23 protein-coding genes are annotated in these 25,339 nt (G+C 50.6%); 8 read left to right on the plus strand and 15 right to left on the minus strand.

Annotated features, from left to right (window positions below):
• The first annotated feature begins 96 nt into the window (after positions 1–96).
• Together H6F88_RS04015 and H6F88_RS04020 are read left to right on the plus strand one after the other, a co-directional pair.
• Positions 97–936 (plus strand): hypothetical protein, encoded by an 840-nt coding sequence (locus tag H6F88_RS04015; RefSeq protein ID WP_347277662.1) that lies wholly within the window; start codon positions 97–99, stop codon positions 934–936.
• A gap of 418 nt (positions 937–1,354) precedes the next feature.
• The gene (locus H6F88_RS04020) at positions 1,355–2,077 is read left to right on the plus strand and encodes an HAD family hydrolase (protein WP_190641463.1); all 723 of its coding nucleotides are present in this window, start codon (positions 1,355–1,357) and stop codon (positions 2,075–2,077) included.
• 52 nt (positions 2,078–2,129) lie between these two features.
• Here H6F88_RS04020 and H6F88_RS04025 read toward each other — a convergent pair whose 3' ends face one another.
• Complete coding sequence (locus tag H6F88_RS04025) at positions 2,130–2,735, minus strand: CPP1-like family protein (protein WP_190641464.1); 606 nt, start codon at positions 2,733–2,735, stop codon at positions 2,130–2,132.
• Between the two features lie 454 nt (positions 2,736–3,189).
• Here H6F88_RS04025 and H6F88_RS04030 point away from each other — a divergent pair, with 454 nt between their 5' ends.
• Positions 3,190–3,909: a response regulator transcription factor gene (locus H6F88_RS04030; RefSeq protein WP_190641465.1), complete on the plus strand. Its 720-nt coding sequence runs from the start codon at positions 3,190–3,192 to the stop codon at positions 3,907–3,909.
• Between the two features lie 116 nt (positions 3,910–4,025).
• Here the strand turns inward: H6F88_RS04030 and H6F88_RS04035 are convergent, their stop codons facing one another.
• Together H6F88_RS04035 and nadD are read right to left on the minus strand one after the other, a co-directional pair.
• Positions 4,026–5,039, minus strand: a complete 1,014-nt coding sequence (locus tag H6F88_RS04035) for a type I glyceraldehyde-3-phosphate dehydrogenase (protein ID WP_190641466.1) — start codon at positions 5,037–5,039, stop codon at positions 4,026–4,028.
• 179 nt (positions 5,040–5,218) lie between these two features.
• The gene (nadD, locus tag H6F88_RS04040; protein ID WP_190641467.1) at positions 5,219–5,827 is read right to left on the minus strand and encodes a nicotinate (nicotinamide) nucleotide adenylyltransferase; all 609 of its coding nucleotides are present in this window, start codon (positions 5,825–5,827) and stop codon (positions 5,219–5,221) included.
• Between the two features lie 333 nt (positions 5,828–6,160).
• On the opposite strand from nadD, the gene murC reads away from it, so the two are divergent.
• The 3 genes from murC (at position 6,161) to H6F88_RS04055 (ending at position 9,354) form a co-directional block, all read left to right on the plus strand.
• Complete coding sequence (murC, locus tag H6F88_RS04045) at positions 6,161–7,720, plus strand: UDP-N-acetylmuramate--L-alanine ligase (protein ID WP_190641468.1); 1,560 nt, start codon at positions 6,161–6,163, stop codon at positions 7,718–7,720.
• Positions 7,721–7,838: 118 nt separating this feature from the next.
• Entirely contained in the window at positions 7,839–8,900 is a 1,062-nt protein-coding gene (murB, locus tag H6F88_RS04050; RefSeq protein WP_190641469.1) for a UDP-N-acetylmuramate dehydrogenase, read from the plus strand.
• A gap of 109 nt (positions 8,901–9,009) precedes the next feature.
• Entirely contained in the window at positions 9,010–9,354 is a 345-nt protein-coding gene (locus H6F88_RS04055) for a YbaB/EbfC family nucleoid-associated protein (protein ID WP_190641470.1), read from the plus strand.
• Positions 9,355–9,461: 107 nt separating this feature from the next.
• Here H6F88_RS04055 and H6F88_RS04060 read toward each other — a convergent pair whose 3' ends face one another.
• Complete coding sequence (locus H6F88_RS04060; RefSeq protein WP_190641471.1) at positions 9,462–10,817, minus strand: N-acetylmuramoyl-L-alanine amidase; 1,356 nt, start codon at positions 10,815–10,817, stop codon at positions 9,462–9,464.
• A 182-nt stretch (positions 10,818–10,999) separates the two neighbouring features.
• On the opposite strand from H6F88_RS04060, the gene dnaG reads away from it, so the two are divergent.
• Complete coding sequence (gene dnaG / locus H6F88_RS04065) at positions 11,000–12,937, plus strand: DNA primase (RefSeq protein ID WP_190641472.1); 1,938 nt, start codon at positions 11,000–11,002, stop codon at positions 12,935–12,937.
• Positions 12,938–13,310: 373 nt separating this feature from the next.
• Here the strand turns inward: dnaG and H6F88_RS04070 are convergent, their stop codons facing one another.
• Positions 13,311–13,850, minus strand: coding sequence for a pentapeptide repeat-containing protein (locus tag H6F88_RS04070; RefSeq protein ID WP_190641473.1), 540 nt, complete (start codon positions 13,848–13,850; stop codon positions 13,311–13,313).
• A gap of 139 nt (positions 13,851–13,989) precedes the next feature.
• Between H6F88_RS04070 and H6F88_RS04075 the strand changes: the two genes are divergently transcribed.
• Positions 13,990–14,577 carry a YraN family protein gene (locus H6F88_RS04075; protein WP_347277663.1) on the plus strand — a complete coding sequence of 196 codons (588 nt, stop codon included), beginning with the start codon at positions 13,990–13,992 and terminating at the stop codon, positions 14,575–14,577.
• A gap of 19 nt (positions 14,578–14,596) precedes the next feature.
• On the opposite strand, the gene H6F88_RS04080 is transcribed toward H6F88_RS04075, so the two are convergent.
• The 10 genes from H6F88_RS04080 to H6F88_RS04125 all read right to left on the minus strand — a co-directional run bounded on the left by H6F88_RS04080 (position 14,597) and on the right by H6F88_RS04125 (position 25,331).
• Positions 14,597–15,958: an FAD-binding oxidoreductase gene (locus H6F88_RS04080; RefSeq protein ID WP_190641475.1), complete on the minus strand. Its 1,362-nt coding sequence runs from the start codon at positions 15,956–15,958 to the stop codon at positions 14,597–14,599.
• 46 nt (positions 15,959–16,004) lie between these two features.
• Entirely contained in the window at positions 16,005–17,393 is a 1,389-nt protein-coding gene (locus tag H6F88_RS04085) for a cytosine deaminase (protein ID WP_190641476.1), read from the minus strand.
• A gap of 13 nt (positions 17,394–17,406) precedes the next feature.
• Complete coding sequence (locus H6F88_RS04090; RefSeq protein WP_190641548.1) at positions 17,407–18,216, minus strand: ABC transporter permease; 810 nt, start codon at positions 18,214–18,216, stop codon at positions 17,407–17,409.
• 250 nt (positions 18,217–18,466) lie between these two features.
• Positions 18,467–19,267, minus strand: a complete 801-nt coding sequence (locus tag H6F88_RS04095) for an ABC transporter ATP-binding protein (protein ID WP_190641477.1) — start codon at positions 19,265–19,267, stop codon at positions 18,467–18,469.
• A 50-nt stretch (positions 19,268–19,317) separates the two neighbouring features.
• Positions 19,318–20,433, minus strand: a complete 1,116-nt coding sequence (locus H6F88_RS04100) for an ABC transporter substrate-binding protein (RefSeq protein ID WP_190641478.1) — start codon at positions 20,431–20,433, stop codon at positions 19,318–19,320.
• A 124-nt stretch (positions 20,434–20,557) separates the two neighbouring features.
• Positions 20,558–21,532 carry a glutathione synthase gene (gshB, locus tag H6F88_RS04105; protein ID WP_190641479.1) on the minus strand — a complete coding sequence of 325 codons (975 nt, stop codon included), beginning with the start codon at positions 21,530–21,532 and terminating at the stop codon, positions 20,558–20,560.
• Positions 21,533–21,615: 83 nt separating this feature from the next.
• The gene (gene grxC, locus H6F88_RS04110; protein WP_190641480.1) at positions 21,616–21,876 is read right to left on the minus strand and encodes a glutaredoxin 3; all 261 of its coding nucleotides are present in this window, start codon (positions 21,874–21,876) and stop codon (positions 21,616–21,618) included.
• 154 nt (positions 21,877–22,030) lie between these two features.
• Entirely contained in the window at positions 22,031–23,074 is a 1,044-nt protein-coding gene (locus H6F88_RS04115; RefSeq protein ID WP_190641481.1) for a WG repeat-containing protein, read from the minus strand.
• Positions 23,075–23,262: 188 nt separating this feature from the next.
• Positions 23,263–23,640 carry a hypothetical protein gene (locus tag H6F88_RS04120; protein WP_190641482.1) on the minus strand — a complete coding sequence of 126 codons (378 nt, stop codon included), beginning with the start codon at positions 23,638–23,640 and terminating at the stop codon, positions 23,263–23,265.
• Positions 23,641–24,065: 425 nt separating this feature from the next.
• Positions 24,066–25,331 carry a tetratricopeptide repeat protein gene (locus H6F88_RS04125; protein WP_190641483.1) on the minus strand — a complete coding sequence of 422 codons (1,266 nt, stop codon included), beginning with the start codon at positions 25,329–25,331 and terminating at the stop codon, positions 24,066–24,068.
• Positions 25,332–25,339: the final 8 nt, after the last annotated feature.

Raw genomic sequence — 25,339 nt, forward strand, 5'->3', positions numbered from 1 at the left:
ATTAGCAAACGCTCTATCAGATTTGCGTAATTCTACGATTCACGGCTGTTGATCTACAAAGCTGGATACCGGGTTTAGCGCCAGCCAGAGGAAGACGTGACTACAAATACTCAGCCATCCAATTCGGCTTTCAAGCGGGAAGCACTGGCAGCGATCGCCGACTTTGAGCAATCTCCTGCACCCAGCCTGTGGCCGCATCTGGATAAGCAAAAGATTGTGGCAGAGATGCGATCGCGGGTGAATGACCCTTTTAAGGTCAATCAGGGTAAGCAACCTTTTTGTGGTCCAGCTTCCATCTTGTTTGAGCTAATCCGTAAGCAGCCGCTGCGCTATGTCCAGGTCTGTAGAAGTTTGTTTGAACAGGGCAATTTCCAAGCAAAAACAAAGCAGATCAATACCTCTACTCGGCTGCGTCAGGAAAGCAAAGGCGATCTGCAAATGGGGCAGGCAGACTGGTTAGTGCTGGCAGCGCTACGCGATGCAGAAAATTTACTGTTTCCCGTTGATCCCGATGCGCCTGAAATGATGCGTAACCTCAGCGGCATGACTAAATCCTGGGAAATGAAAGGCTGGGTTAGAGAAATTTTGGGCTACGAGCAAGTGAAGTACAACCACACCTACCTCTTGGGCGACATGAGAGCCCTGCAAAATGCAGCTCGGGTGATTGAGGCAGGTGGCGTAGCGTTCCTGCTGGTAACGGCTGATGGTTTGCTGGGGCAAGCTACACCTAGCAAGGATGACCTGCCTGTTGCTCTGCCCAACCACTGGATTGCGCTAGTCGGCAATGTTGCAATTCAAAAGGGCACTTTCGGTCAACACGACAGCGGACATGTCAGCTTTGACGTATTCACCTGGGCAAAAAAGATGCACGTCGATGTTAACGAAGGTCCGTTTGAACGCTTCCTTTGGGGCATTGTGACAGGACAGTCTGTTTAAAGAGCTAAAGCTAATTAGAAGGCTAGAACGGCCGAGGTAGAACGCTTCCTGTTACAAAGTTTGCCTTTGCATAAATCTAATGAATTGCCGTTTCATTGCTGTTTCTAATAGGCTCTAAAACCGCTGCTTATTTAAGAAGTATTGAACAGCAATTCATCATCTTGCTAATCTCCGCAGCTTCTTGTTCTAGAAGTAAGCGTTTCCTAGAGGGGAGCTTGTCCTGAGTACTTCATCCAAGGCTGCACGAAAAGTCTGCTCACGCGGACTTTTTTTCTGTCATTTTTAAGTTTCTTTAGTCGCAGATTTAACTACAAAATTGCTTCAAACTTTAAGACTTTCAACAGAGTGTAATTTTGGCGCTTGAAAGTTAGTATGTTTTAATAAAAGTTAATACTCGTTTTTAGGTTGGTGCTTTGAGATGCTAAGAATTATTACTGATTTTGATGGCCCTATCATGAACGTTTCTGAACGGTACTATCGGGCCTACCTGTTTTGTTTGAGAGAAGTTCGATATCCCGATCAGCCAGTTAGTCCACTCTCTAAGGAAGAATTTTGGGCTTTGAAGCGATCGCAAATGCCTGAGCGCCAGATTGCACGGCTCTCGGGGCTAGATGCGACCCAGGCAGAAAAGTTTTACCAAGTGCGGAAACGCACCGTCCACTCGATGCCTTATCTGGTTTATGACACGCCAGTGCCAGGGGCGATCGACACGCTCAAGCGACTTCGGCAAGCAAAGGTCGATCTAGCTGTAATGACGATGAGACGGGTGCGGGAATTGGATGATGCGTTTGATCGCTATGACCTCGCACAATTCTTTCCACTGGACAGACGGTTTTGCCTCAGCAATGACTACGTCAAAACGGCTGATGTGAAAGACAAGCCTCTGCTAATGCAGCGAGCACTAGCCCAGCTTCCAGCGGCTGAGGAAATTTGGATGGTTGGCGATACGGAGGCTGATATTGTATCGGCTAAAACTCACGGTATCAAAGCGATCGCCGTACTGTGTGGCATTCGCGATCGCACCCAACTGATGCAGCAGCGCCCCGACCGAATTGTGAACAATTTCGGCGAAGCAGTAGATTTGATCTTTAAAGAGTCCAACGTTGTGCCAGCCAACGCTGTAGGAGCAGCCATCTCTTAAGTGGCTGATCGGCAAGCATTATAGGTGGGTGAATGCTTGATCCCCGGTGACTTTATCGCAAAAAGCTGTCGATCAACCAGAGGACTAGGAAAGTCACCCAGGCTGCAAAAGTGTCTGCTTCAATTCTTAGGTCAGCGAGTTGGGGTTGCAGCAGGCTAGCTGCCTGTAACCCCAACACTACGCCTAAAATCAGTCCTACCAAAGTCAGCAGAAAAGATCGACCAAATTTGTGTTCTTTACGATTTAAGAAGTAGAGGCTAAAGCCGACTCCCAAGGCTAACCCCACCGGGGCTGAACTCAGGCTGAGAAAGGCCGTTCCGATGAATAATGCAGCCGGCCAGAGAATGTCGGCTCGACTGGGTGTGTCAATAAAACGCTGTAACCAATCCGGAGTTTGCTTGGTTGGGATTGGAGTGAATTCAGGGGGTACTTCAACCAGCCGCTCTGGAAAGCGAATCCGGTCGGGCACTTTAATTTTGCCTTCTTGTCGCAGCCGTAGCCGATCCATCAGGATCGCGTCATAAGCTGCCTCAATGGACTCTACCAGCTTGCGATCGCCGCTGTGTTCCTGCACGAGACGATTACGAGCATCCTGAATTTCTTCAAACGAAGCGTTTTCATCTACCCCAAGCTTTAAGTAGTGATTCTGGTCACTCATCTACAACCTCCAAAAGACCCCCAATATATTCGATTATGATTGCAATAAGAAAATCAGGAAGCCCGCAGTCTGTTAGCATCTCTGCCCAGCTTAAGCTGCTGACCGTCTACTGCTAGCCATCTGCTGCTAGCCATAGTGTAACTGTCTACCCTCTTTTCGCAAACTAAGGATGCAAAAGTTTAGTTCAGGTAGTGCATATAAGCTCAAATTTAGCTAGATTTGCTCAGGCAGGTGTTTGCATTGCCGATTTCTAGTGCGGATAATTGTTTTATTAAGCGCTTAATATAACAGGTATCCATTTCTACAGCCTATTCTCTAAAGAAGTCTAGTGAAATCTCTAGTGAAATCTATTGACGCAGCTACCCTCGCATAGGCTATTGTTTCATCTGCCATTGCATCAGCTTCTGCTTACGTTTACCGATGCTCATCCACTCCTCAATGTAAGGTTATGGTCATGGCTCCAGCCAAGATTCTCGTAGTTGATGACGACCCCTCCATTCGCACTTTGATCCATCGATTTCTGTCGAAACAGAATTATCAGATGGAATCTGCCGAAGACGGCAAGACTGCTTTGGCTATCTTCGAGCAATTTAATCCAGACTTGGTGATTCTGGATGTCAACCTGCCAGATTCTACTGGCTATACGCTTTGCCAAGAGATGCAAAGCCGAACTGGGGTATTTGTGCTGATGCTAACTAGTCGCACAGACGAGGTTGACCGGATCACCGGGTTCAAGAAGGGTGCAGACGACTATTTGACAAAACCCTTTAGTTTAGGGGAGTTAGAAGTCCGGGTGGGGGCAATTCTAAAACGTCAGCGCCCAGTGACAACGGCTGAGCAACAGTGTCTAACTTTTAATGGATTGGCGATCGATCCGGTACGGCGAGAAGTCACGCTCAACAATGACATTGTGCCCCTAACGGCGCTGGAATTTGACCTGCTGCACTTTTTGGCAAGCCATCCTGGACGAGTTTGGCGGCGGGCTGAGCTAATTCAAAAAGTTTGGGATTATGAGTATGTAGGCGACCAGCGGGTTGTTGATGTTCATATTGGGCAGATTCGCAAGAAGATTGAGATTGATACAACTCAGCCCGCATTAATTCAAACAGTGCGCGGGGTTGGCTATAAGTTTGAGGCTCCTGGGGTAGGTCAGGAAGGTGCTGTCGCTCAGTAGGTCACGCACCTGACTTTCCCGTTAAACAGAAAAGCACCTCAAAGAGAAGCGCACCTCCCAGGAGGTGCGCTTCTCTTTCATATTGCTACCGATTGAGGATGGGGAGCGACGATCGCCTACTTTGTCCACTTCTGAGCGACTAGCTCAGCCAGATCCACAACCCGCTGGCTGTAGCCCCACTCGTTGTCATACCAGGCGACGACTTTAACCATATCGCCACCCATGACCATCGTTAGTGCGGCGTCAACAATTGAGGACTCATCAGTACCGCGATAATCGCAGGAGACTAGCGGTAAATCGCTGTAAGCTAGAATCCCTTTGAGTGGACCCTCTGCAGCAGCTCTAAGGGCATCGTTGACCTGCTCAGCAATGGTAGGCTTCTCAACCTGAACAACCAGATCCACGACGGAGACGTTTGGCGTAGGAACTCGTAGCGCAATACCGTTTAGCTTGCCCTTCAATTCAGGCAATACTAGCGCAACTGCTTTTGCAGCTCCTGTGGTCGTAGGCACGATGTTGAGTGCAGCAGCACGGGCACGTCGCAAATCCCGGTGGCTTGCGTCGAGCAAGCGCTGGTCGCCTGTGTAGCTGTGGGTCGTCGTCATGGTGCCTTTGATGATGCCAAAGTTTTCGTGAATGACTTTGGCGACTGGGGCAAGGCAGTTTGTGGTGCAGCTTGCGTTGCTGATGACGGTGTGCTGGTTATGGTCATAGTCTTGATCATTTACCCCTACGACAAAAGTGCCATCGTCGCCTTTGCCAGGAGCTGTAATCAACACTTTCTTAGCGCCTGCGCTGAGGTGCTTAGAAGCCCCTTCTTTGCTAGTGAAAACGCCAGTCGATTCGATGATCAGGTCAATGTCCCAGTCTCCCCAGGGCAAGTTAAGGGGGTTGCGGTCAGAGGTGCATTTGATGGTTTTGCCATTGGCGGTGATGGTGTTGTCGTCAGCGCTGATGTCAGCGTTGAACCTGCCCAACATGGAGTCGTATGTTAACAGGTGGGCGTTGGTTCTAGGGTCAGAAGTGTCGTTGATGGCAACGACTTCCATTTGGCTGTCTTGTCGAGTCAGCCAGCACCGCATAAAGTTGCGCCCGATGCGCCCAAACCCGTTGATCGCTACTCTAATCACTGCGTCTTGCCCTCTGTCTACTAAAATACTTGCTAGTAATGAACCAGATCATACACGTTAGCCGTGTCCCTCTCAATAGCCACTGATGAAGGGTTTTGCACTAATTATTAGAAAAATGTGATCTGGTCGCTCGGGTCTGGTAGACAGCTCAAGCCAGTGCTTTTTGTAGCTATGCTTCGTTATCGGTACAAACTATGAGCGAGAATGTAGTTTTCTACCGATTCAGGCACGAGGTCTTGGAGAGAGCGGCGATCGCGACAATATTGCCGAACCAGGCTAGACGAAATTTCGACTAAAGGCATCTGTAAAATTTGCCAATCGATTTTGATTGACTGTGCTGCCAGTTGTTGCACAACCTGATGACCGATGACCTCTGCGGGCTGTCCCGCCCGAGGCGCAACCAGCCAACTGCAGTTGGCTGCCAATTCTTGGCGACGATACCACCGGGGCAGGGAGGCAAAGGCATCTAAACCGACGATCCAATACCACTGGCTGTTTGGATAGCAAGTTTGCAGGTCAAGCAAGGTATTGATGGCGTAAGAAGTCCCAGTACGGTTCTGGTCAACGGTAGATAGGCAAAAGACAGGATAGGAGGCGATCGCCCGCTTGACCATCTCAACTCGGTGCTGAAAGTCTGCTAGCTCAATCGATTGCTTGTGAGGAGGGCATTGAGCAGGCACCCAAATGACTTGATCCAGATTTACCTGTTTGCGAGCCATCTCTGCCATTAGTAAATGCCCTTGATGAATCGGATTAAAACTGCCACCCAGAATGGCTAACTTTGGCATGGCAAAAGAATGGCGATCGCCCTGAGAAACTTCCGGATTAGCAACAGCTCCAACGAGTAGGATTAAACATTAGTTTTCGAGCAAAATCTCTTGAAAAGGACGCGATCGCACTCAAAACAGCTTTTAATTAAGACGCTTATTCAGAAAGCAGAAATGCGAATCGTGAAGCCATTGCTCCTGCGAATTGTTTAAAGCTTGAGTAAGCACTAGCCAAAAATTAAAAAGTTAACTGAGAGCAGACAGCCTAATCCTTCAGGAGGTTATATCGCGAAAAAGCAATTCTTGCTATGATATCGCGTGTTATTGGTGTGGTGTGGTGTTTGAGGAGCTAGAATGCTGAATTCTGTCGATTTCAGCGGGAGACCATTCCATTTCATCGGCATCGGTGGGATTGGAATGTCGGCTCTCGCCTATATTTTAGCTAAGCGTGGACTCCCAGTTTCAGGGTCAGATATTTGTCTCAACCACATTACGCAGCGTTTGCAGGAGCAAAACGTCCATATTTTTTGGAGTCAAGACGCTGCGAATTTGAGATTTTTTCAACCCAGCCAAAGGTTGATCTCGTCAGAATCATTACCCCAGGAAGCTGGCAGAAATGGTAACGGTAACGGAAACGGCGCGAATGGCACCTTAAAGCAACAAGAGTTGAATTCGTTGGATTCAACTGACTTACAAGCTGTCCTTCCTCAAGTAATCTGTTCAACAGCGATTGATCCTAAAAATAATTCTGAATATCGAGCAGCGCTGGAATCAGGCTGTCCAATTTTTCACCGCTCTGACTTGTTAGCAGCGTTAATGCGTGATTATCAAAGCATTGCCGTTGCTGGGACTCACGGCAAGACAACCACCAGCAGCATGATTAGCTATTTGCTGCTGCAAGCAGGCTTAGATCCGACCATTATTGTGGGTGGTGAAGTAGCTGCTTGGGAAGGAAACGCTCGGTTGGGGAAAGGTCCTTACTTAGTTGCAGAATCCGATGAATCAGATGGTTCTTTGGTAAAGTTTTCTGCCTACATTGGCGTAATTACGAATATTGAGCTTGACCATCCTGATCACTACAACAGTTTGGATGAGGTAATTGAAACGTTCCAAACGTTTGCTCAAAACTGTCAAATCCTAGTAGGAAGTCTAGATTGTGAGACTGTACGGCATCAGTTAAAACCTGCCGTCAGCTATAGTCTACAACCCGAACTTGAGGCAGATTATACAGCGACTGATATTGTTTACCATCCGAGTATTACAGAGGCAAAGGTTTGGGAGCGCGGCGAACTGTTAGGCACGTTGAGTTTGAAGTTGTTAGGTCAGCACAATCTTAGTAATGCCTTAGCTGCTGTAGCCATTGGGCGTTTGCTAGGATTAAAGTTTGAGGTAATTACCTCCATCCTGGCAACTTTTACGGGTGCACGTCGACGCTTTGAGCTACGGGGTGAGTTCAATAATATTTTGCTGGTTGATGACTATGCTCACCACCCCAGCGAAATCCAAGCGACGCTAATGGCTGCTCGGCTCCAGGCAGCAGCCTCTAACCCTCTACCGCGACGGGTTGTAGCCGTATTTCAACCCCATCGCTATAGCCGCACATTAACCTTCTTGCCAGAGTTTGCCCGTTCTTTTGGGAACGCTGACTTGGTCATCACTACGGAAATTTATAGCGCGGGTGAACCAAAGTTGGAGCAGGTTAGCGGACAGCAGTTGGCAGAGGCGATCGCCATGCACCATCCTAAGGTGGTCTATCAGCCAACCCTGCCAGATGTCTACGCTTATTTGGTTGAGACGCTGGCTCCTGGCGACCTTGTTCTATTTCTGGGAGCAGGGAACCTAAATCAGGTAATTCCTCAGCTCAATGCATACTATCAGCAGGTTGACCCTAAGGTTCAGCCTCAGTGTCATTAAGCGAATCCCGGGTTGACCTGTCGTTTCCTCAACGATTGCAGTTCATCCCAACCTTGCTTCATCTTTCAAAACTTGGAGCGCCCCTTTAGCCTCAAGCTTCTTCAAAACCCAAAAAGCTATGACTCTCTCCTGTGACTCCCCCAGCGCCCGTGAACCCGCTTCAGGGATCGCAAGTGCTAAATCCGATTACCCTGCCAGCGAAGAAACATTCAACAAAGAGTTTAAAACTGTTTCGACTGCCGCGGCTAGTCCAACCTCGCTTGCTAAATCGCGTTCTACAACAGCGCTTCACTTACCTGGAACAAGTTGTTTGATCAAGCCTCAAGTGCCATTGTCTAGTTTGACCTCCTTTCGGGTGGGTGGCCCAGCAGAACTCTACATTGCGCCCCAAACCTTGGAAGACTTGCAAATTAGCTTTGCTTGGGCAGAAGCAGAAGGTCTACCCGTCACTCTATTAGGAGCAGGGACCAATTTACTCGTGAGCGATCGCGGTTTACCAGGCTTAGTCATCTGCACTCGCCACCTGCGCCATACAGAATTTGACTCCAACACGGGACAAGTCACTGCCGGAGCAGGTGAGCCAATCGCCCGTCTTGCCTGGAAAGCTGCTGAGCGAGGCTGGCAAGGTCTGGAGTGGGCAGTTGGCATTCCGGGCACCGTAGGCGGAGCTGTCGTGATGAACGCGGGCGCTCATGCCGCCTGTACTGCTGACATTTTGGTGGATACGCAGGTTCTATCGCGAGATGGTCGCGTTAACATTCTTACCCCCCCAGATCTCAACTATCGTTATCGCACCTCCTCGCTGCAGGGAGACACACGTCTGGTTACGCGGACAACCTTTCAACTTCAGCCCGGAGCGGACCCCAAACAGGTGCTTGCAGACACCACCGCTCACATGAAGCAACGACATACAACCCAGCCCTATCACCTCCCTAACTGCGGCAGTGTTTTCCGTAACCCTGGGCCATACACTGCTGGTTGGCTGATCGAGCAAACCGGGCTCAAAGGACATCAAATTGGAGGTGCCCAAGTCGCTCAACGTCATGCCAATTTCATTCTTAACTGTGGTGGTGCAACGGCAAACGACGTTTTCCGGTTGATTCGCTATGTTCAGCAGCAGGTCGCGGATCAGTGGTCACTCTGGTTAGAGCCAGAGGTGAAGATGTTAGGTGAGTTTTAGGGCTGCAGTGGCTTAAAAATTAAATCGGAATGCTTGATCTATAAACACCAATGTTAAGGTTAGGTGTTAGGGTTACACTGAGTTCATCAACAGCAAGATTTAGAAAGTTATGTCTAAAGGTCAAGGATTTGGCTTCGGTTTAGGCAAGATGAAAGAGCTAACCGAAGCGTTTAAGAAGGCTCAGCAGGTTCAAGAAGGCGCAAGAAAGCTGCAAGAAGAACTTGAAGAGATGGAAATTGAAGGCACCTCTGGCAATGGGCTGGTTAAAGTTGTGCTGAGCGGAAACCAAGAGCCTCGTCGGGTCGAAATCTCACCCCAAGCTCTAGAAGAAGGTGCAGATTTGCTCTCTGACCTCGTAGCAGCGGCTATGAAAGATGCTTACGACAAATCTACGGCAACCATGCGCGAACGTATGGAAGAACTAACGGGTGGCTTGAACTTGCCCGGAATGTAATTGATTGCTTTGTCTCAAAAAATATTTTGCATAGGAAGGGGTGCGGACTTGATTCACACCCCTTCCTATGCAAAATTTGTTTAATGTTGAATTAGGAATCTACGCTTTTAGAGTAAACCTGCTGACTCGTATAGCCGTCGTACGATCGCCACAATCTTCTCCCCATATTGAGCATCCGCTGACCAGCGCCCGCTGAGTTGATTGACGAGGGGCGCAATGCCGCGCCTAACAAAACGAAACCTTGGGTCAACTAGTTCTTGCACGAGTGGTTCTGTGCTGGCATAGGCTTTGAGGTGCTGAATGTGGGCCCTAACTCCAATTCTGGCGCTAGGAAAGGAGGCTGTTTCCTCTTCCACGATTGCACTGCCTAAGCCACCAAAGTTGTTTTGAGACGGTTTTAGAGCGCCACCAAACTGTAAAAACCCTGTTTCAATACACATCTGTGAGAAGGCTACATCGTAGTTAACGCCTTCAATACTGGCTTCTTCACGATAAAGCTTGGGTAAGTCGGGAAACTGGGTTAAAGCATTCTCGTTGTTGGTCTTAAGAAACATCATGAGTTGCACTTCAGACGTGGAACCACGTCCCATGATGCGATCGACGAGTCCTGGGCAAACCGATGCTGACGACCGCAGGATGACCGTGCGAGAGGCACTATCCCAACTTACAGAGATATTAAATTCGCGGAGATCAATTGCCTTGATGTATACGACATTACGGTAACTGATACGGTTAATACCTGGTGAGTTTGACAGGTCTATATTCAACCGATCGACCAGATCAATGGGGATGTAGGCATTGCCGCTGACGATAACTCCTTGCTCATCATAGATGCCTCCATTGATGTTGATGTCGGTAGAGGTGTAGGTTGGGGAGGGAGACGGGGACGGAGAGGTACCTGCCACTGCACGACTCCAGGCAGCAAGACCGTCTGCAATGCCGATGGCGAAGTCACGACGGCGGTTTTGCAACAGCAGGCGATCGTCTGGGTTGGTGAGAAAGCCGACTTCTAGCAGCAGCGAAGGAGGAACAAGCTGGCGACAGAAGGGTAGATTGCCTAATCCTGTGGCGGTGTCGGGTCTGGCTCCTCGACTAGGCAATTGAGGGACACGCCGCAATAGCGCTAACAGCAGCAGTTCGGCATGGGCTTTGCGCTGGTCGTTGTTGGCGATGTGATAGGCACTGGCTCCACGCAAAGAGGGATTTGGAGAACCGTCCATGCCAATTTCTAAGGCGACATCGTCTCTTCGCCCTCGCGCATTGATCCAGGCGATTGTTTCTGTGGCACTGAGGTTGTCAGGAACGGTCAACACTTCAAAATTGCGCGATCGCAACTCAGTGGCAATCAGGTCGCGAGTCAAGATCATTTCTCTGGCTTCTGTGGTGCCACCTGCAACGGTGCCGGGGTCGGTCGAGCCATTTTCTAGCCCACCGTGAGCGGCTGAAATGAAAATTCGTCCCATGTGCTAAGTAGTGTCCTTTGACTGTGCCTATTTAAGCGCTTAATGGCTCAAGATACCAGTTAAAACTGGGGATTGGGGATTAGGAGCTGGGGATTGAGGGTTGGGTGAGGAGTTTGATTTTACTCTTTACCCTTTGGCTTTTAGGTCTGACAATGTAGGGAATCATTTTTACTCTGGTGCTAATGGACGTTCCCCGTTTACATCCCGACACGGTTGAGCAGGTCAAGCAACGAGTTGACATTGTTGATGTTGTCTCAGAGCATGTAGTGCTACGAAAGCGGGGGAAGGACTTTACGGGACTATGTCCGTTTCATGATGATAAGTCACCCAGCTTTAGCGTCAGCCCTGGCAAACAGTTTTATTACTGTTTTAGCTGTGGGGCGGGGGGAAATGCGATCAAGTTTTTGATGGAGTTGGGGAAGCGCTCGTTTAGTGATGTGGTGCTGGATTTGGCACGTCGCTATCAGGTATCAGTGCAAACGCTGGAGCCTGCTCAACGACAGGAGCTACAGCGGCAGCTTTCACTGCGAGAGCAGCTTTACGAGATTTTGGCACTGACAGCCCGATTTTATGAACATGCGCTGCATCAGGCTCAGGGTGAAGCAGCCTTAATCTATTTGCGGGAGGCACGACGGCTGAGCGAGGAAACAATTCAACAGTTTCAGCTTGGCTATGCTCCGGCAGGGTGGCAGACACTATACGGCTATTTGGTGGAGCAGAAGCACTATCCGGTGGAGTTGGTGGAACAGGCGGGGCTGATTGTCCCCCGGCAGGGTGGGGGCGGATATTATGATCGGTTTCGCGATCGCCTGATGATTCCGATTCACGATCTTCAGGGACGGGTGATTGGGTTTGGCGGCAGGACGCTGAGCGATGAGCAGCCCAAATACTTGAATTCTCCTGAAACGGAGCTATTTGACAAGGGTAAAACGCTATTTGGGCTGGATAAGGCACGAGGGGCGATCGCCAAGCAGGATTGTGCTGTGGTGGTGGAGGGCTATTTCGATGTGATTGCCCTCCACGCAGCAGGGATCAACAATGTGGTGGCCTCTCTGGGAACAGCTCTAAGTTTGGTGCAGGTGCGGCTACTGTTGCGCTACACCGAGTCAAAGCAGGTGGTGCTGAACTTTGATGCAGATGCAGCGGGGGCGAAAGCGGCTGAGCGGGCGATCGGGGAAGTTGCAGACCTAGCCTATAAAGGGGAAGTGCAACTGCGAGTGTTGAACACTCCTCAGGGTAAAGACCCGGATGAATTTCTTCAGAGTCACTCTGCCGATGACTATCGAGCACTGTTGGCAGAGGCGCCCCTATGGCTAGATTGGCAGATTCAGCAGCTCTTGGCGGATGCTGATTTAAGTAAGGCAGATCAGTTTCAGCAAAGCACTCAGGCGATCGTAAAGCTGCTAGGAAATTTGCCGAATGCCACCCTGCGAACCCATTACATTCATCGCTGCGCAGAACTACTGAGTCGAGGAGAAGCGCGGCTCACTTTGCGGCTAGAGGAAGATTTGCGAACACAGGTGCGGGGGCAGCGGTGGCATGGGCGATCGCAAAAGTGGCAAACTCCAGGCGATCGCACCCTCCTAGAAGAATCAGAAGCGCAGTTATTGCGGCTGTACCTGAATCTGCCCGACTACCGGACTCTAATCATTGATGCCCTGGAAGAACGCGATATTGATTTCAGCATTTCTCATCATCGGTTTCTGTGGCAGCAAATTTTGGAGTTGCAGTCTGACATTACAAAAGATGATTTGATTAGACAATTGCGCGATCGCCTCACCGAATTTCCCGATCGCTTAGCTCAGGTCAACCCGCTGTTTCATTTGGATGAAAAAACTCAGCGAGACATTGTACGTGCGCCTTTAGTCGTTCGAGCCGCAACCGCCTGCATGGAGCGGGTTATGTGTGAAAAGCGCTGCCGCCATTTTCTCAGCCTATGGGAAAAAACTGACTGTGCCGTTGCAAGTGAACTCAGCCAGTATTACCAGCAGCAAATCTACGCCGAAAAGCAGCGCATCGAAGAACTTGACCAGCAAGAACGCCAAACCACCTTTGCAGATCTAGCCCAGGTGCCCTGGGTCGGAGAGTTCTACCAATCCCTGGAATCTGCCACAAATTAAATTTTGTACTACAAGCAAACAAACCCTTTGCTACCTACCGATGCGAAGCGCGTTATGCCCCGCTATCCCAATCTAATCGGAGGGGGTTTGGGGGAAGCGGGCGTCCCCCAATGGGGGTTTGGGGGAAACCCCAAGGCTCGGATTCCCCCAAATTCCTTTGTTATAACCAAGTCTTTCAATGCACGAGGTCTTCGGTTTTTAGCCAAGACCTTCTTGGGGGCAAAGCCCCCAAACCCCCACTGGGGGACGAAGCACGTCCCCCAGACCCCCTCTGCAAGGAATTGGGAATGAGTGGCATAACACGCTTCGCATCGGTGGGTAGCAAGGGGTTGTTGCACTCCTTGCCTGTGCCTCAGCCCCTAGCCCCTGTCCCCTAGAAACAATCCAGTGTCTCGCGGGTATTTCGCCCGGTTACAGGGTTAGTGCCTGTGGCCGTTTCACAGAGTTTATCTTGGGTGTCTTGACGCAAAAGTACGTCGGTAAAGTCGGCTCCATCCAGGGTTGCGCCCTCAAATTTGGCGTTGAAGGCAAATGCACCTTCTAAGATGGCGTTTGTTAGATTTGCGCCGACTAGACGGGCGGAGTCGAGGGTGGCAAAGCTCAGGTTGGCTCCTTTCAGATTCACGTCTTCTAGATTTGCACCAAAGAAGCTCACGCCGCGCAGGTCGGCGTGGCTCAGGTTGCTGCTGCGGAGGTTGGCTTTGGTGAAGCTGGAGTCCGTTAGCACTCGCCCGGAAAAGTCAACGTTGATGAGGCTTTCTTTGTTGTAGTTGTCTGCTAGGGCTTGAGGAATAAATATAAGGTTTAGGGTGGCGATCGCCCCCACCAGTACCCACCACCCTACTAAACTGGGAAACCATCGCGCTGCAAATCGGCAGCATCGCGTCCAGGAGAAATCACAAAGCCTGATCATGCGAATTGAAGGTAACGTGAATAACAATTCAAGTCGATTTATTTCAACCCAATCCTACCCGAATGTGTCGTGCCATTTGCAGATCAGGGTTGTAGAAGTGGGCAAACTTCAGTCACCGTTACATTCTTTGAATTGCCTTGTGAATTCTTCACTCAATCCTGCTTCCCAACCTGCCAAACCCGGCAAAGTTACACAAACCATTGGTTTTTTGGCAGAGGACTTGGTAGCGCAATGGCTGATTGGTCAAGGCTGGGAAATTTTGCAGCGTCGCTGGCACTGCCGCTGGGGTGAGTTAGATCTAGTGGCGAAAGGGGCGATCGCCCCAATTCTTAAAACCATATCTAAGAACGCTCCTCTCCAATCTCAGCCAGTGCTTGCCTTCGTTGAAGTTAAGGCTCGCGGTCGGGGAAATTGGGATGCGAATGGGCTGTTAGCAATTACGCCCAAAAAGCAGGCAAAACTATGGCAGGCTGCTCAGCTATTTCTGGCGGAACAACCTGAGTTGGCAGAGTTGCCCTGTAGATTTGATGTGGCACTAGTGAGCTACGGGCGATCGCCCATTCCCATTTTCAAGCAAGCTAACTCGACTGCTGCTGAAGATTCAACTATTACAATTCCACAGCAGACCAGTCCAATCATCTCCAGACCTGTCAAATTGGGACAACCCCTGGTTGTATCAGGCTATCGACTTATCCTCCAGCAGTACATTCAATCTGCCTTTGATTGAAGCCCATTACCAACAACCCCTACCGCTCTAACCATGCCCGCATTTTGCCCGGATTCAGCAAACCGTAAGGATCGACCATTTCCTTAAACTTAAGCTGCACCGGATCAATGGTTTTCCTGCCACCATCTTCCAAAACGTAGGTATGCGGATTGGCAATAAACGCACCCTGCTCCTCGTGATATTGAATAATTTCTTGAAGCCGTTCAGCAGTGGAATAGCGAATAATTTGCAGTGCCGCCGGAAGCACGGAGCCATTCACCCGGATAAATTCTAGATGCATCATTGCTTCGTCGCCAAAGTGGTGATACATCTGCTCTACCAGTTTGAGCTGCTTATCTGGCGGAAACAGCGTTTGCAAATAGGTGAGAGACGGGTCAACGCTACGAGCGTGGAGGGTGGTGTGATTCCAGGAATATTCCACCAGCGTCACCCCTTTGCTGGCATCCTTTGCGGCTTTCTCATAACAGAATGCACCACCATACTCCCGCACTAGTCCAGTCAGGGGTTCCCGGCAGGATTCTGAGACGACTAGCAGGGCACAGTGGCTATTTTCAGGAATATGGCTCCGCAGCGCAGCAAAGTAGTTAGGAATTGGGGCAGCACAAATGCAGATTAATTTTTTAATGATGCCGTCTGAGTCGCCTAGCGCCTGACCGAATCGGGCCGCGCTCATAAAATCGGAGAAGCTGACGATGTATTCTGCCCAGGGATAAGCCGGACCAAGGGGAATTTCTAGCTCGGTAATAATGCCGTTGGTACCATAGGCATGGTTCACTTTCTGTACATCGTCGCCGCGTAGCTCGATCACACGAGGCTGGTCTTCCATTGTTACGACCCGAACGGCGTGCAGGTTGCCGCGATCGCGCAGTTGCCCATAGGTAATCGAGCCGATGCCACCACTACCACCCCCAATAAAGCCCCCAATTGTCGCAGTCCGATAAGTGGAAGGGGTCATACGAATTTCCCAGCCGGTTTCCCGTGCCTGTTTGTCAAGTGCGGCTAGTTTTACGCCAGGTTCAACGCAGGCGAGTCCAGGTTTTAGCCAGCGAACAGCCTGCATTCGGCTCAGATCAAGAATTACGCCGCCTTCTAAGGGGACGCACTGCCCATAGTTTCCGGTGCCTGCTCCACGAACCGTCAACGGTAGTTTGAATTTCACGCAAATCTCCGCCACGCGCAGCACTTCGGCTTCGTTAACAGGGCGAACCACTAGGTCGGCAACTTTACCCGTCAACTGTGCCTGCAACACTGGGCTAAAGCTGTAGTAGTCTTGCGAGAGTTTGGCTACTTGAGTCGGTTCTCGAATTATTTCAATGCCGCTGAGGGCACTGGTTAATGCATCCCAATCAAGCGATCGCCCTGTTGCAGCCGTTGCAGTCATCTCGCTAGCCTCCTGTATACAAAGTCAAGTTAAATTAAGTGTCCCGTCATTTCACCAGCAAGTCATCCAGTTCGGCGTAGTCAGGAAGAGCGGTATCGATCGCCTTTCCCTGTCGTAACACGACTCGATCATGCTGCGATCGCGACAGCAATTCACTAAAGTAACGCCCTCTAAAGAGAATCAAATCGGCGGGCAACCCAGTTCCGATCCGCCCAATGGTTGGAAAACCCATTAGGTCTGCGGGTGTGGTCGTTACCGCTGTACACCAGTCTCCATAGGCTGCATTAAAATGAGCAATCTTTGCAGACTGGGTAAACACCTCCAGCACATCGTGATCCCCAAAAGCGTGAAATGGGTCGCGGCAGTTATCACTGGCAACCGCTGTGGGTACGCCAGAGTGCTTTAGCTCATGCAGTAGCGTTACCCCTCGCCAGCGTGGAGTACGACTGGGAAACTTGGAGTTAAATGCAAGCTGCTGCTCTAGCGGGGCATACAGGAAATGCTGAGAAGTTTGCTGGTTGCGGTCTTGCAGGTAAAGGTTACACATCGGCAAGCTAACGATTCCGATTCGCGCCTGCTTGACTAGATCAATCGTTTTCTGAACTTCCTCGGCAGGTTGCACCGAGAGGCTACAACAGTGACCACAAACTACCTGCCCGGTGAATTCGTGGCGCAGGGTTGCCGCTGCAATGTGGCGCAGGGTAATGTCGGCGGGGTTGCCGCTTTCATCGGTGTGAAAGTCGAGGTTGAGCTGGCGATCGCCTGCCAACTCAAAAACCCGATCGATCTGCCGCTCTAAATCTTCGTTCATCAGCGGCAAACCGCCCAAACAGCCTCCCGCTTCAGCGATCTGGTTAGCCAATACTTCTCCCTCTGCGCCCATGAAATAGTCCAACGGCACCAGGGAAACAGCCTGAAGTTCTAGCCGACCTTGCCATTCCGCTTTTAGTGCTTTGAAGACCTCCAGACTGATTTTCGCCTGTCCATTAGCAGAGTCGATGTGAGTCCGCAGGGCACGAGTGCCGTGAGCATAGCTGCACTTTAGCCCAAACTCCATACGGCGATAGACATCCTCGGCATCCCAGTGTTTCTCGCGATCGCTACTTACTAGAGCTAAGGCGCTATCAAACGTGCCTGCCAGGTTGGGCGATCGCCCCCAGGTATGGCCTTTATCCAAATGCGTGTGCAAATCCACAAAGCAGGGCCAGACCATTCCTCGCTGCAAATCAACTGAGGGAATTTCATCTGGAACGGTTGCAGATTGTTGTAACGAATGAATTACTCCGTCCCGAATCTCAATATCTAGCAGCAGCAGCGGCTCAATTGGATTCAGTAATTCCGATTCGCCAAGCGTTTCCCCATCGGCTAGCTGAATCAGGGTAGATGGAACATGGGCATTCTTCAGCCAGTAATGGGACGCTCCAGGGATCTTCATCGCAGGTAGATGCTCAATTTTCTCGTCGAACAGCGCTTTCGTGCCACTTGCCAAGCAAAAAGTCAGAAAGCAGCGTCAGCAGCACAAAGATGAGCACGCCCAACCCAGTAGTCATCAGTAGGGCAGCAAACATCCGGGGAATCTGTAGATTGTAGCTGGAAATCAGGATTTGGTAGGCGATCCCCGATTTGGTACCGCCCGTTCCGGCAACGAATTCTGCCACCACTGCGCCGATCAAAGCCAGCCCGCCGCTGATTCGCAATCCACCCAAAAAGTAGGGCATAGCGCTGGGCAAGCGCAGATGCAGCAACGTCTGCCAGCGGGAAGCTTTGTAAAGCTGGAACAGGTTGATCAAGTTGTGGTCAGCGCTATTCAACCCCAGGGTCGTATTGGCGATGATGGGGAACAGCGCCACAATCCAAGCGCAGATTACCAGTGCCACAAAGGTGCTGTTGTCTCCCGGTACAACCTGCCTGACCCAAATAATGATCAGTGGGGCGATCGCCACCACCGGGGTCGTTTGTAAGATCACCGCGTAGGGAAAAAAGCTGCGCTCAATCCACTTGCTCTGGGTAAACAGAACCGACACCAACAGTCCAGAAATCACCGCTACAACGAAAGCAGCCAGGGTAATTTGAAACGTGATCACCAACGACGGAAACAGCGTTCCCCATTCGCTAATTAGCGTTTGCAGCACCAACAGCGGACCTGGGAGCAGGTAAGGCTGAACGCCACTCATTCGGACCGCAATTTCCCAGAATGCCAGCACCAAAAAGCCCACCCCTACCGGAGCCAGCAAATCGGGCGAAAGCAATTGCCGCATCCCTGACAACCCCGCAGTTCCCAGTTTGCCAATCGGTTTAGCCGCAAGGGCAGGGATCGATCCATTGGGGCGATCGCTCCCTGCCGTGAAGTTGATGCGGCCCATCAACAAATTTTGCAGTTCCAGAATTAGGGCAGTCAGTTGGCGCAGCAGCATGGAGGAAGGAGAAAGGGGGACGGAAGAAGGATGAAGGATAGTTAGCAGGTAAGGGGTTAAGACAGTCTTCCTGCTTGCGGTCTACTACCTACCACTAGACATATTCTGCAGCTCGTCGGTCAGGGTTGGCGATCGCCACATCTTGCCCACTCGCAGCCTGGGAAAGGGCAGAAGAAATCTGGCGGCAGTATTCACCGTAGAGGGGGGAGAGGCGAAACTCTTCGGTGCGGGGATAGGGAGCGGCGATCGGCACATCTGCCACAACTCGCCCTGGACGTGCTGCCATCACGATTACCCGATTCGACAGGTAAACTGCCTCATAAATGTTGTGGGTGACAAATATCACCGTCCATTGCTTTTGGCTCCACAGAGCGAGCAAGTCACTGTTGAGCCTGCTGCGAGTCATCTCATCCAGCGCCCCAAACGGCTCATCCATCAGCAATACTTCTGGCTTTGTCACCAGGGCACGGGCGATCGATACCCGCATCTTCATCCCACCTGACAGTTCACGCGGGTAACACTTCTCAAAGCCAGTTAGGTCAACCAGTTCCAGCGCTTCAGCTACAGCCGTCCTAGATGCAGAATAGGAAACCCCCGCCAGTTTCAAGGGCAATCGCACATTGTCTTGCACCGTTGCCCAGGGCATTAGAGCAGCTTCCTGAAACACAAACGCAAGCTGGCGCTGGGAATGACCACTACTCCATTCGATCTGTCCCGAACTCATCTTGCCTAAACCTGCAATCATTCGCAGTACAGTACTTTTACCGCAGCCAGACGGTCCAACCAGGCTGATAAACTGTCCTTCCTCAATCGCCAAATTGAGGTGCTGTAGCGCCACCGTGCCATTGGAATAGACCTTGGTGATGTCGCTGAGCGTAATGGCAGGATGAGTCATTAGCGTTTATGCAAATAAAGTGCAGTGTGCGTGTACCAACCCAAATAGCCTTAAGCCTGATAAGCTTCTGCGCCTTTGTTGACAAAGTCCAGTGTGTAAGCCTGCTTGTAATCCGTATTAGGGTCAAACACGCCTGCCTCTGCCATCGTGTCAAAGAAAGACTTCCAGCGCCCATCGGTCATTGCGCCAATGCCTTGCGTTTCTGCCTCACCAGAAATGGCAATGCCGTATTCCTGCATTTTTTCGATGCCGTAGGCAATTTGTTCGTCGGTCATTTCAGGGTTAGCTTGCTTGATTAGCTCATTTCCCGGAGCCGGATCTTCAAAGTAGCTATACCAGCCCTTGATCGACGCATCAACAAATCGCTGCACTAGATCTGGGTCAGATTCAACCAATTCTCGCCGCGTTTCGATCGTGGTGGAATAAGGATCGTAGCCGTAATCTGCTAGTAGGAATACGACTGGCTCAAAGCCGCCCTCCTTTGAGATCGCCAGCGGTTCAGAACTGAGGTAACCCTGCTGAGCCGCTTGCTTGTCTGCTAAGAATGGACCGGGGTTGAAGTTATAGGGACGCTTTTGGTCTTCGGTGAAGCCGTAGCGTGCAACCAGGAACGGCCAGTAGGTGGTGTTTGCTGCTGCCGAAACAAAGACAGGTCTGCCCTTTAAATCTTCTAGCGATTCGGCTCCCGTGTCGGGGTGAGCAATCAGGATTTGCGGGTCTTTTTGGAACATCGCCGCTACCGTGACCTTGGGGATGTCTTCCTCGATCGCCTTGATCGCATCTGCCGTATAGCCCATGAAGAAATCGACTGCACCGCCCATCAATAGCTGCGTGCCGTTGACTTGGGGACCGCCCATTTGAATGGTCACATCCAGACCATGCTCCTCATAAATGCCCGCAGCAACCGCCTGATAGAAGCCGCCGTGCTCTGCCTGAGCATACCAGTTGGTGCCGTAGGTGACGGACGTCAATTCACCGCTAGGAGAAGGGCTAGCAGCGGCGGAAGATTCTGCTGCTTCCTCCTCTTCAGCGGCGGGCTGATTGCCAGTACAGGAAGCAACCACGCCTGCCCCCACTGCCATTGCTCCATATTGAATAAATTTACGCCGGTTGATCCCCTGGTTGATCCCATAAATTCCAGGCTTTGGATAGCGCAGTCGGCTCATGCAAGTCTCCTTTGAGTTGGAAATGAGATCCCTCGCTCTGAAGCTACTAAAACAAACAGACCAGAGGGAAACTGTATTTTTAGATACGGGTCTTTCAGATACGGGCGATCGCCCCAAACGCTTCTCAGACCGAACGGATTGCGGGCTGCTGTTCCACCCAACGAATCACCTGTTCACCCAGTCGCACATTGTTGAGCCGATCCACTTCGCGGATTCCGGTTGGGCTGGTGACATTTACTTCAGTTAGGTAGCCCCCAATCACATCAATTCCTACAAAGATTAAGCCATCTCGCCGCAACGTAGGGGCTAAGAGACTACAAATTTGGCGATCGCGCTCAGTAACCTCTGCCGCAGCCACCCGTCCGCCCACTGCCATGTTGCCGCGAAACTCACTGCCCGTCGGAATCCGATTCACGGCACCAATGGGCTCACCGTTTAGCAGAATCACCCGTTTGTCACCGTCTTTGGCTTCTGGCAAAAACGTTTGCACCATGATCGGGTACTGGTTTTGGGTGCTGATTTCGACCAGAGAATTGAAGTTGCGATCGCCTGGTTCGATCAGCAAAATTCCCTCGCCGCCTTTACCACCCAGCGGTTTAATTACCGCCGCACCCTGTTGCTCAATAAACTGCCGGATCACCCGCTTATCTTGACTCACGATCGTCTTAGGGATCACATCAGCAAACTGAAGCGCATACATTTTTTCATTCGCCAGGCGCAGTCCAGCAGGCGAATTAACCACCAGCGTTTTTGCCGGATTCACATAGTCCAGAATGTAGGTGGCGTAGAGGTAGGGCACATTCACGGGCGGGTCAGTTCGCATGAACACGGCGTCCATTTCCTCCAGGCAGAGGAGGGTGCGATCGCCAAGCTGATACCAGTTTGACTCCACTACCCAGCGTCCATCGACTAACTGCGCTGGAGTGATCTGCACTTGCTGTAGCTCAGCCCAAGCCTTGCCACCCGTCACACTGAGCAATCTTGCCTCCGTCACCCAAACCTCATGACCCAGCGTTTGTGCTGCCTCCATGAGCGCCACGCTGGTGTCGTGACCAGGATCAAGCTTTTGAATCGGGTCAATAATAAACGCAAATTTCACGCAGCCACTCTCCAGCGATGCACTTGGGCAACTCTACATTAAACCGCAAAGCAGCTATGTCCAAAGCAGCTATGTCCAAGTTCTTATGCGGCTAGCAGATCATCCAGCTTGCCGCGAGAGTTGAGTGCATACAGGTCATCGCAGCCGCCAATGTGCTGATCGTTGATAAAAATTTGGGGCAAAGAACGTCTACCGTGAGCCCGTTCAGCCATTACTGCTCGCGCCCGTTCATCACCATCAATGGGATATTCGGTAAACTCAATTCCCTTCTTATTCAGCAGTGCTTTAGCTCGAATGCAGAAAGGACAAGAAGCCCAAGTGTAAATTTCAACGTTGGCAGTCATAATTCACATCTAAATCACACATACTCCAATCTTAATGGTGTATTAGGAATTGAGGATTAGACATTAAGGCTTGGAGAGTGGAAATTGGGGTTGGGAGGGGAAAATGGAGGTTAATTTTCAAAGATTCCTGGAATTCCATCTATCCTTCACCTGCTTACCCTGCCCGAATTGCCCAAAAATCTTGAACAAAATGGATTGCGGTCACGAGCCAGCTTTTGGTCGATTGCCAAACGATGCGCCCATGGGGATCGATATAGTAATCGACGCTGTCATGGTTTACCAGGGCTAGCCCGCCATCAAAGTTTTCTGCAAAGCCGTCAAACTGGGGGGCGATCGCAAAGTCTCCTGAACGGTTGATATACCCCCACTCAGACTGTTTAGGATCCAAGCTCACCGCTGCTAACCCTTCAGAAAAATCTTTGACACCGGAAAACTGAGGCTGAATCACAAATTCTCCCTGCTGATTCATGTACCCCCATTTGTCGCCGACCTGCACGGCCACCAACCCCTCAGAAAAAGGTCTAAAGTTGCTGAACTGTGGCTCGATGATAAATTTTCCGCTCTGGTCGATATAGCCCCACTTACCATTCACCTGCACTGCCATAAACCCTTCAGAGGCGTAGCTGTACCCCTCATATTGGTCAATCTCAACCTGCGGTGCGGGGACAAAATCTCTTTCGCGCGCTTCTGCTTCTCGCTGCGGATTGCGAACTTCTCTACCAGAACGGCGATCGACAAAGGTGCTGGGTACTTTCCAGGTGGCGTTGCGGCTGCCATCCTCGTAAGAAACCTGTCCGGCGACCTCAGCCACTAGCTGCCCTGATGCGTCAATGTAGGTAAACTGACCGTCTTTTTCAACAAACGCGATGCCGCCAACAAAATGCTCTGCGTAATCGTATTGAGGCTGGATGACAAACTCCCCGGTGCGGTCAATGTAGCCCCATTTGCCATTTGCAGCAGCCAGAGATAACCCTTCAGAAAATCCACAGGCTTCGTCAAACTGAGGCTCAATGACGGTGTACCCGCTGCGATTGATAAAACCGACCTGGTTGTTTTGGCGAACGGGATAGAGCCCACTTTCATCCGCTAGGTTGGTGGTTTCGTAGCAGGTTGGACTGGCGATCGGCGGTAGTGTCCCTCTACATCCAGTAACGATCAGGCTAACAAAAATCAGGCAAAGCAGAGCCGTTTGCTGCATCGCTCATCTCCCGTGTTGCTCTGTTCTGGCAGGTGAATCCTCTAACCCAAGAGTCTAACTCTTTAGAGCGATTTCCTCATCGCCCTATTTGGTCAGATAGGAGGAGGTGCGACTAGGGGTTGGGCATCAAAGGCTAGTAAGGGAGAGCTATTGAGAAAAATTATTCTAAAGAAAAATTTATTTTAGAGTTATCTGGGACCGAAGTTGAAGCGATCGGGAGACGCACAACCGCTGCTTACTCCGGAGGGGCTGCCTGTTGGGACTCGCCAGACCGTTCCAGACTCGTTGCACTGAACCAGAACAACAGCATTGCCCTCGGGCAAAATCAGGTCGCCTGCAAAGAGGTCTGTGTTGACATCAACGAGTTGGTAATCCTGAGCATTAACTCTTTTGCGGGCCACTCGACCGTTGTTAATATCAACGATGCGGGCGATCGCCTCTGAACGCTCGGACGATCGGAAGATTGAGGTGGATTGCTGTGCAGTAGCCAGATCATAAGCAATTCCGTAGCCTAACCCCGCCAGTGCTAAGCCCAAAATAACAAAAGTGAAACTTTCACGCCGCATGACCTGTTTTACCTAGTTTCCAATTTAGCTTGGTGACTGCTACTTGCTTCAAAATGCAAAAATGACCCTCGTGTAGTACGGGATCGATATCCTTCCAATTTAGACTGTGCAACCCCTGATTCGATGCGATCGCTGACAGTTCTTATTGCGACAACACTTCCCGTTGCGGCATTAAAGGCGATCGCTCAAGCACCCAATTAAACTAACTAATTTAAGAATTAGACCCTAAGTATATAAAAGCGTAATTCTCATACTGAATGCATCCTTCATGTTGTGTAGATGCTGCAGCAAACTATCAAGTTCCATTTCTTTGAATCTCTTAAGAACCTCCTTAACCTTGAATTTAAACTGTGAATTAAATAATCCGTAGAGCGAATAGCTTGTCCACTTAAGGGGCGAGATGCCCCTTTCACAAGAAATGTAGTCTATTCAGTTGGGGCATCTTCACTTTGAAAGACCGTCTGAGGCACCATTTCTCCTAATCTTTCTCTCGCCATTCCATACCACTTATCCTCATCTGGGTCAGTTACCTTCGCAGACGAGAGGCAGCGTTCCCATACGGCGATCGCGTCTTGTGGCTGATCCAATTTCTCCAACACCTGTGCCAGCAAGCAGTGTGCGGGTGCCATAGCATTGTTGACTTTAATGGCTTCCTGTAGATATACCTCCGCTTCGTCATAGCGCTCCTGTCCCAACCTGGCCCAACCCAGGTTTTTAAGAATGGAATACCGCAGATATTCTGCTTCAGGTTTGACTTGATCCTTTGCTTGCAGGAGTAAAGGAATCGCCTCGTCATAGTCTTCAGCCAAGATGTATAAACGCGCCAGGTTATTCAATCCTTCTAGATTCAGCGCATTTGGATTAGTTTTGCGGCTACTGCTGACGATGCGATATTCGCGACTGGCATCTTCCAATTCGCCCAAATCCTCTAACGCCAGTGCCAGCTTAAATCGAGCTTCCAGATTGTCTGGGTTGAGGTTAATTGCGCGCTGATAGTTCAACTGAGCTTCGACCAGCCGCCCCGCTTCATAATCCTTTGCGCCATTGAAGGTGTAGGCATTAGCAATTAGCGGAAAAGATAGCCGAAAACCAATTAGAGATGCCAGCAGCAGCGTCACCAGAATCAGCCGCCCTTCTTGCTTAAAGTGGATTGGAACTTTGAGCGTGGTCAAAACGCGATCGATCGTCATATGACCATCTTTGGTTACGACTCCGCCAATTACTAAACCTGTGAGTGCTGTTTGTAAGGCAACCACAACTGAGCCGAGAGTGTCGCGATCGCCACTCAAAAACCGGGTAGAAATGCTGTACAACGCAAACAGACTGAGCAGCGATAGGAAAATCGCCAGCGCATTCCACAGGCGATCGAACCGATCCCACCAGTAAACTGGGACGGGAGCTTCAAAGAACCACCACCAAGCTTCAGCTTTAGGGTGAAAGCTGGTTCGCAGATCTTCTAGGTCAGCTACCCGGGTAATTCTGTCAGACTGCTTTCTTAAACGGCGATCGAGGTACGTGAGGACGGCAGGGCGACGGATGACATCTCTGGTGCGATCGCACAACAATGCATGAACCACATCTCGCGCCGTCAACACATCTAAAACTTGCTCGACCGACGGCAGCGGATCAGCCGTTTCTAATTCAAACAACCTATCTTCATAATTTTCCAGCGAATGCTCTAGTAAAGACATGGGTTAGA

The organism is Oculatella sp. FACHB-28 (assembly GCF_014696015.1).
Classification (GTDB): domain Bacteria; phylum Cyanobacteriota; class Cyanobacteriia; order Elainellales; family Elainellaceae; genus JAAUTN01.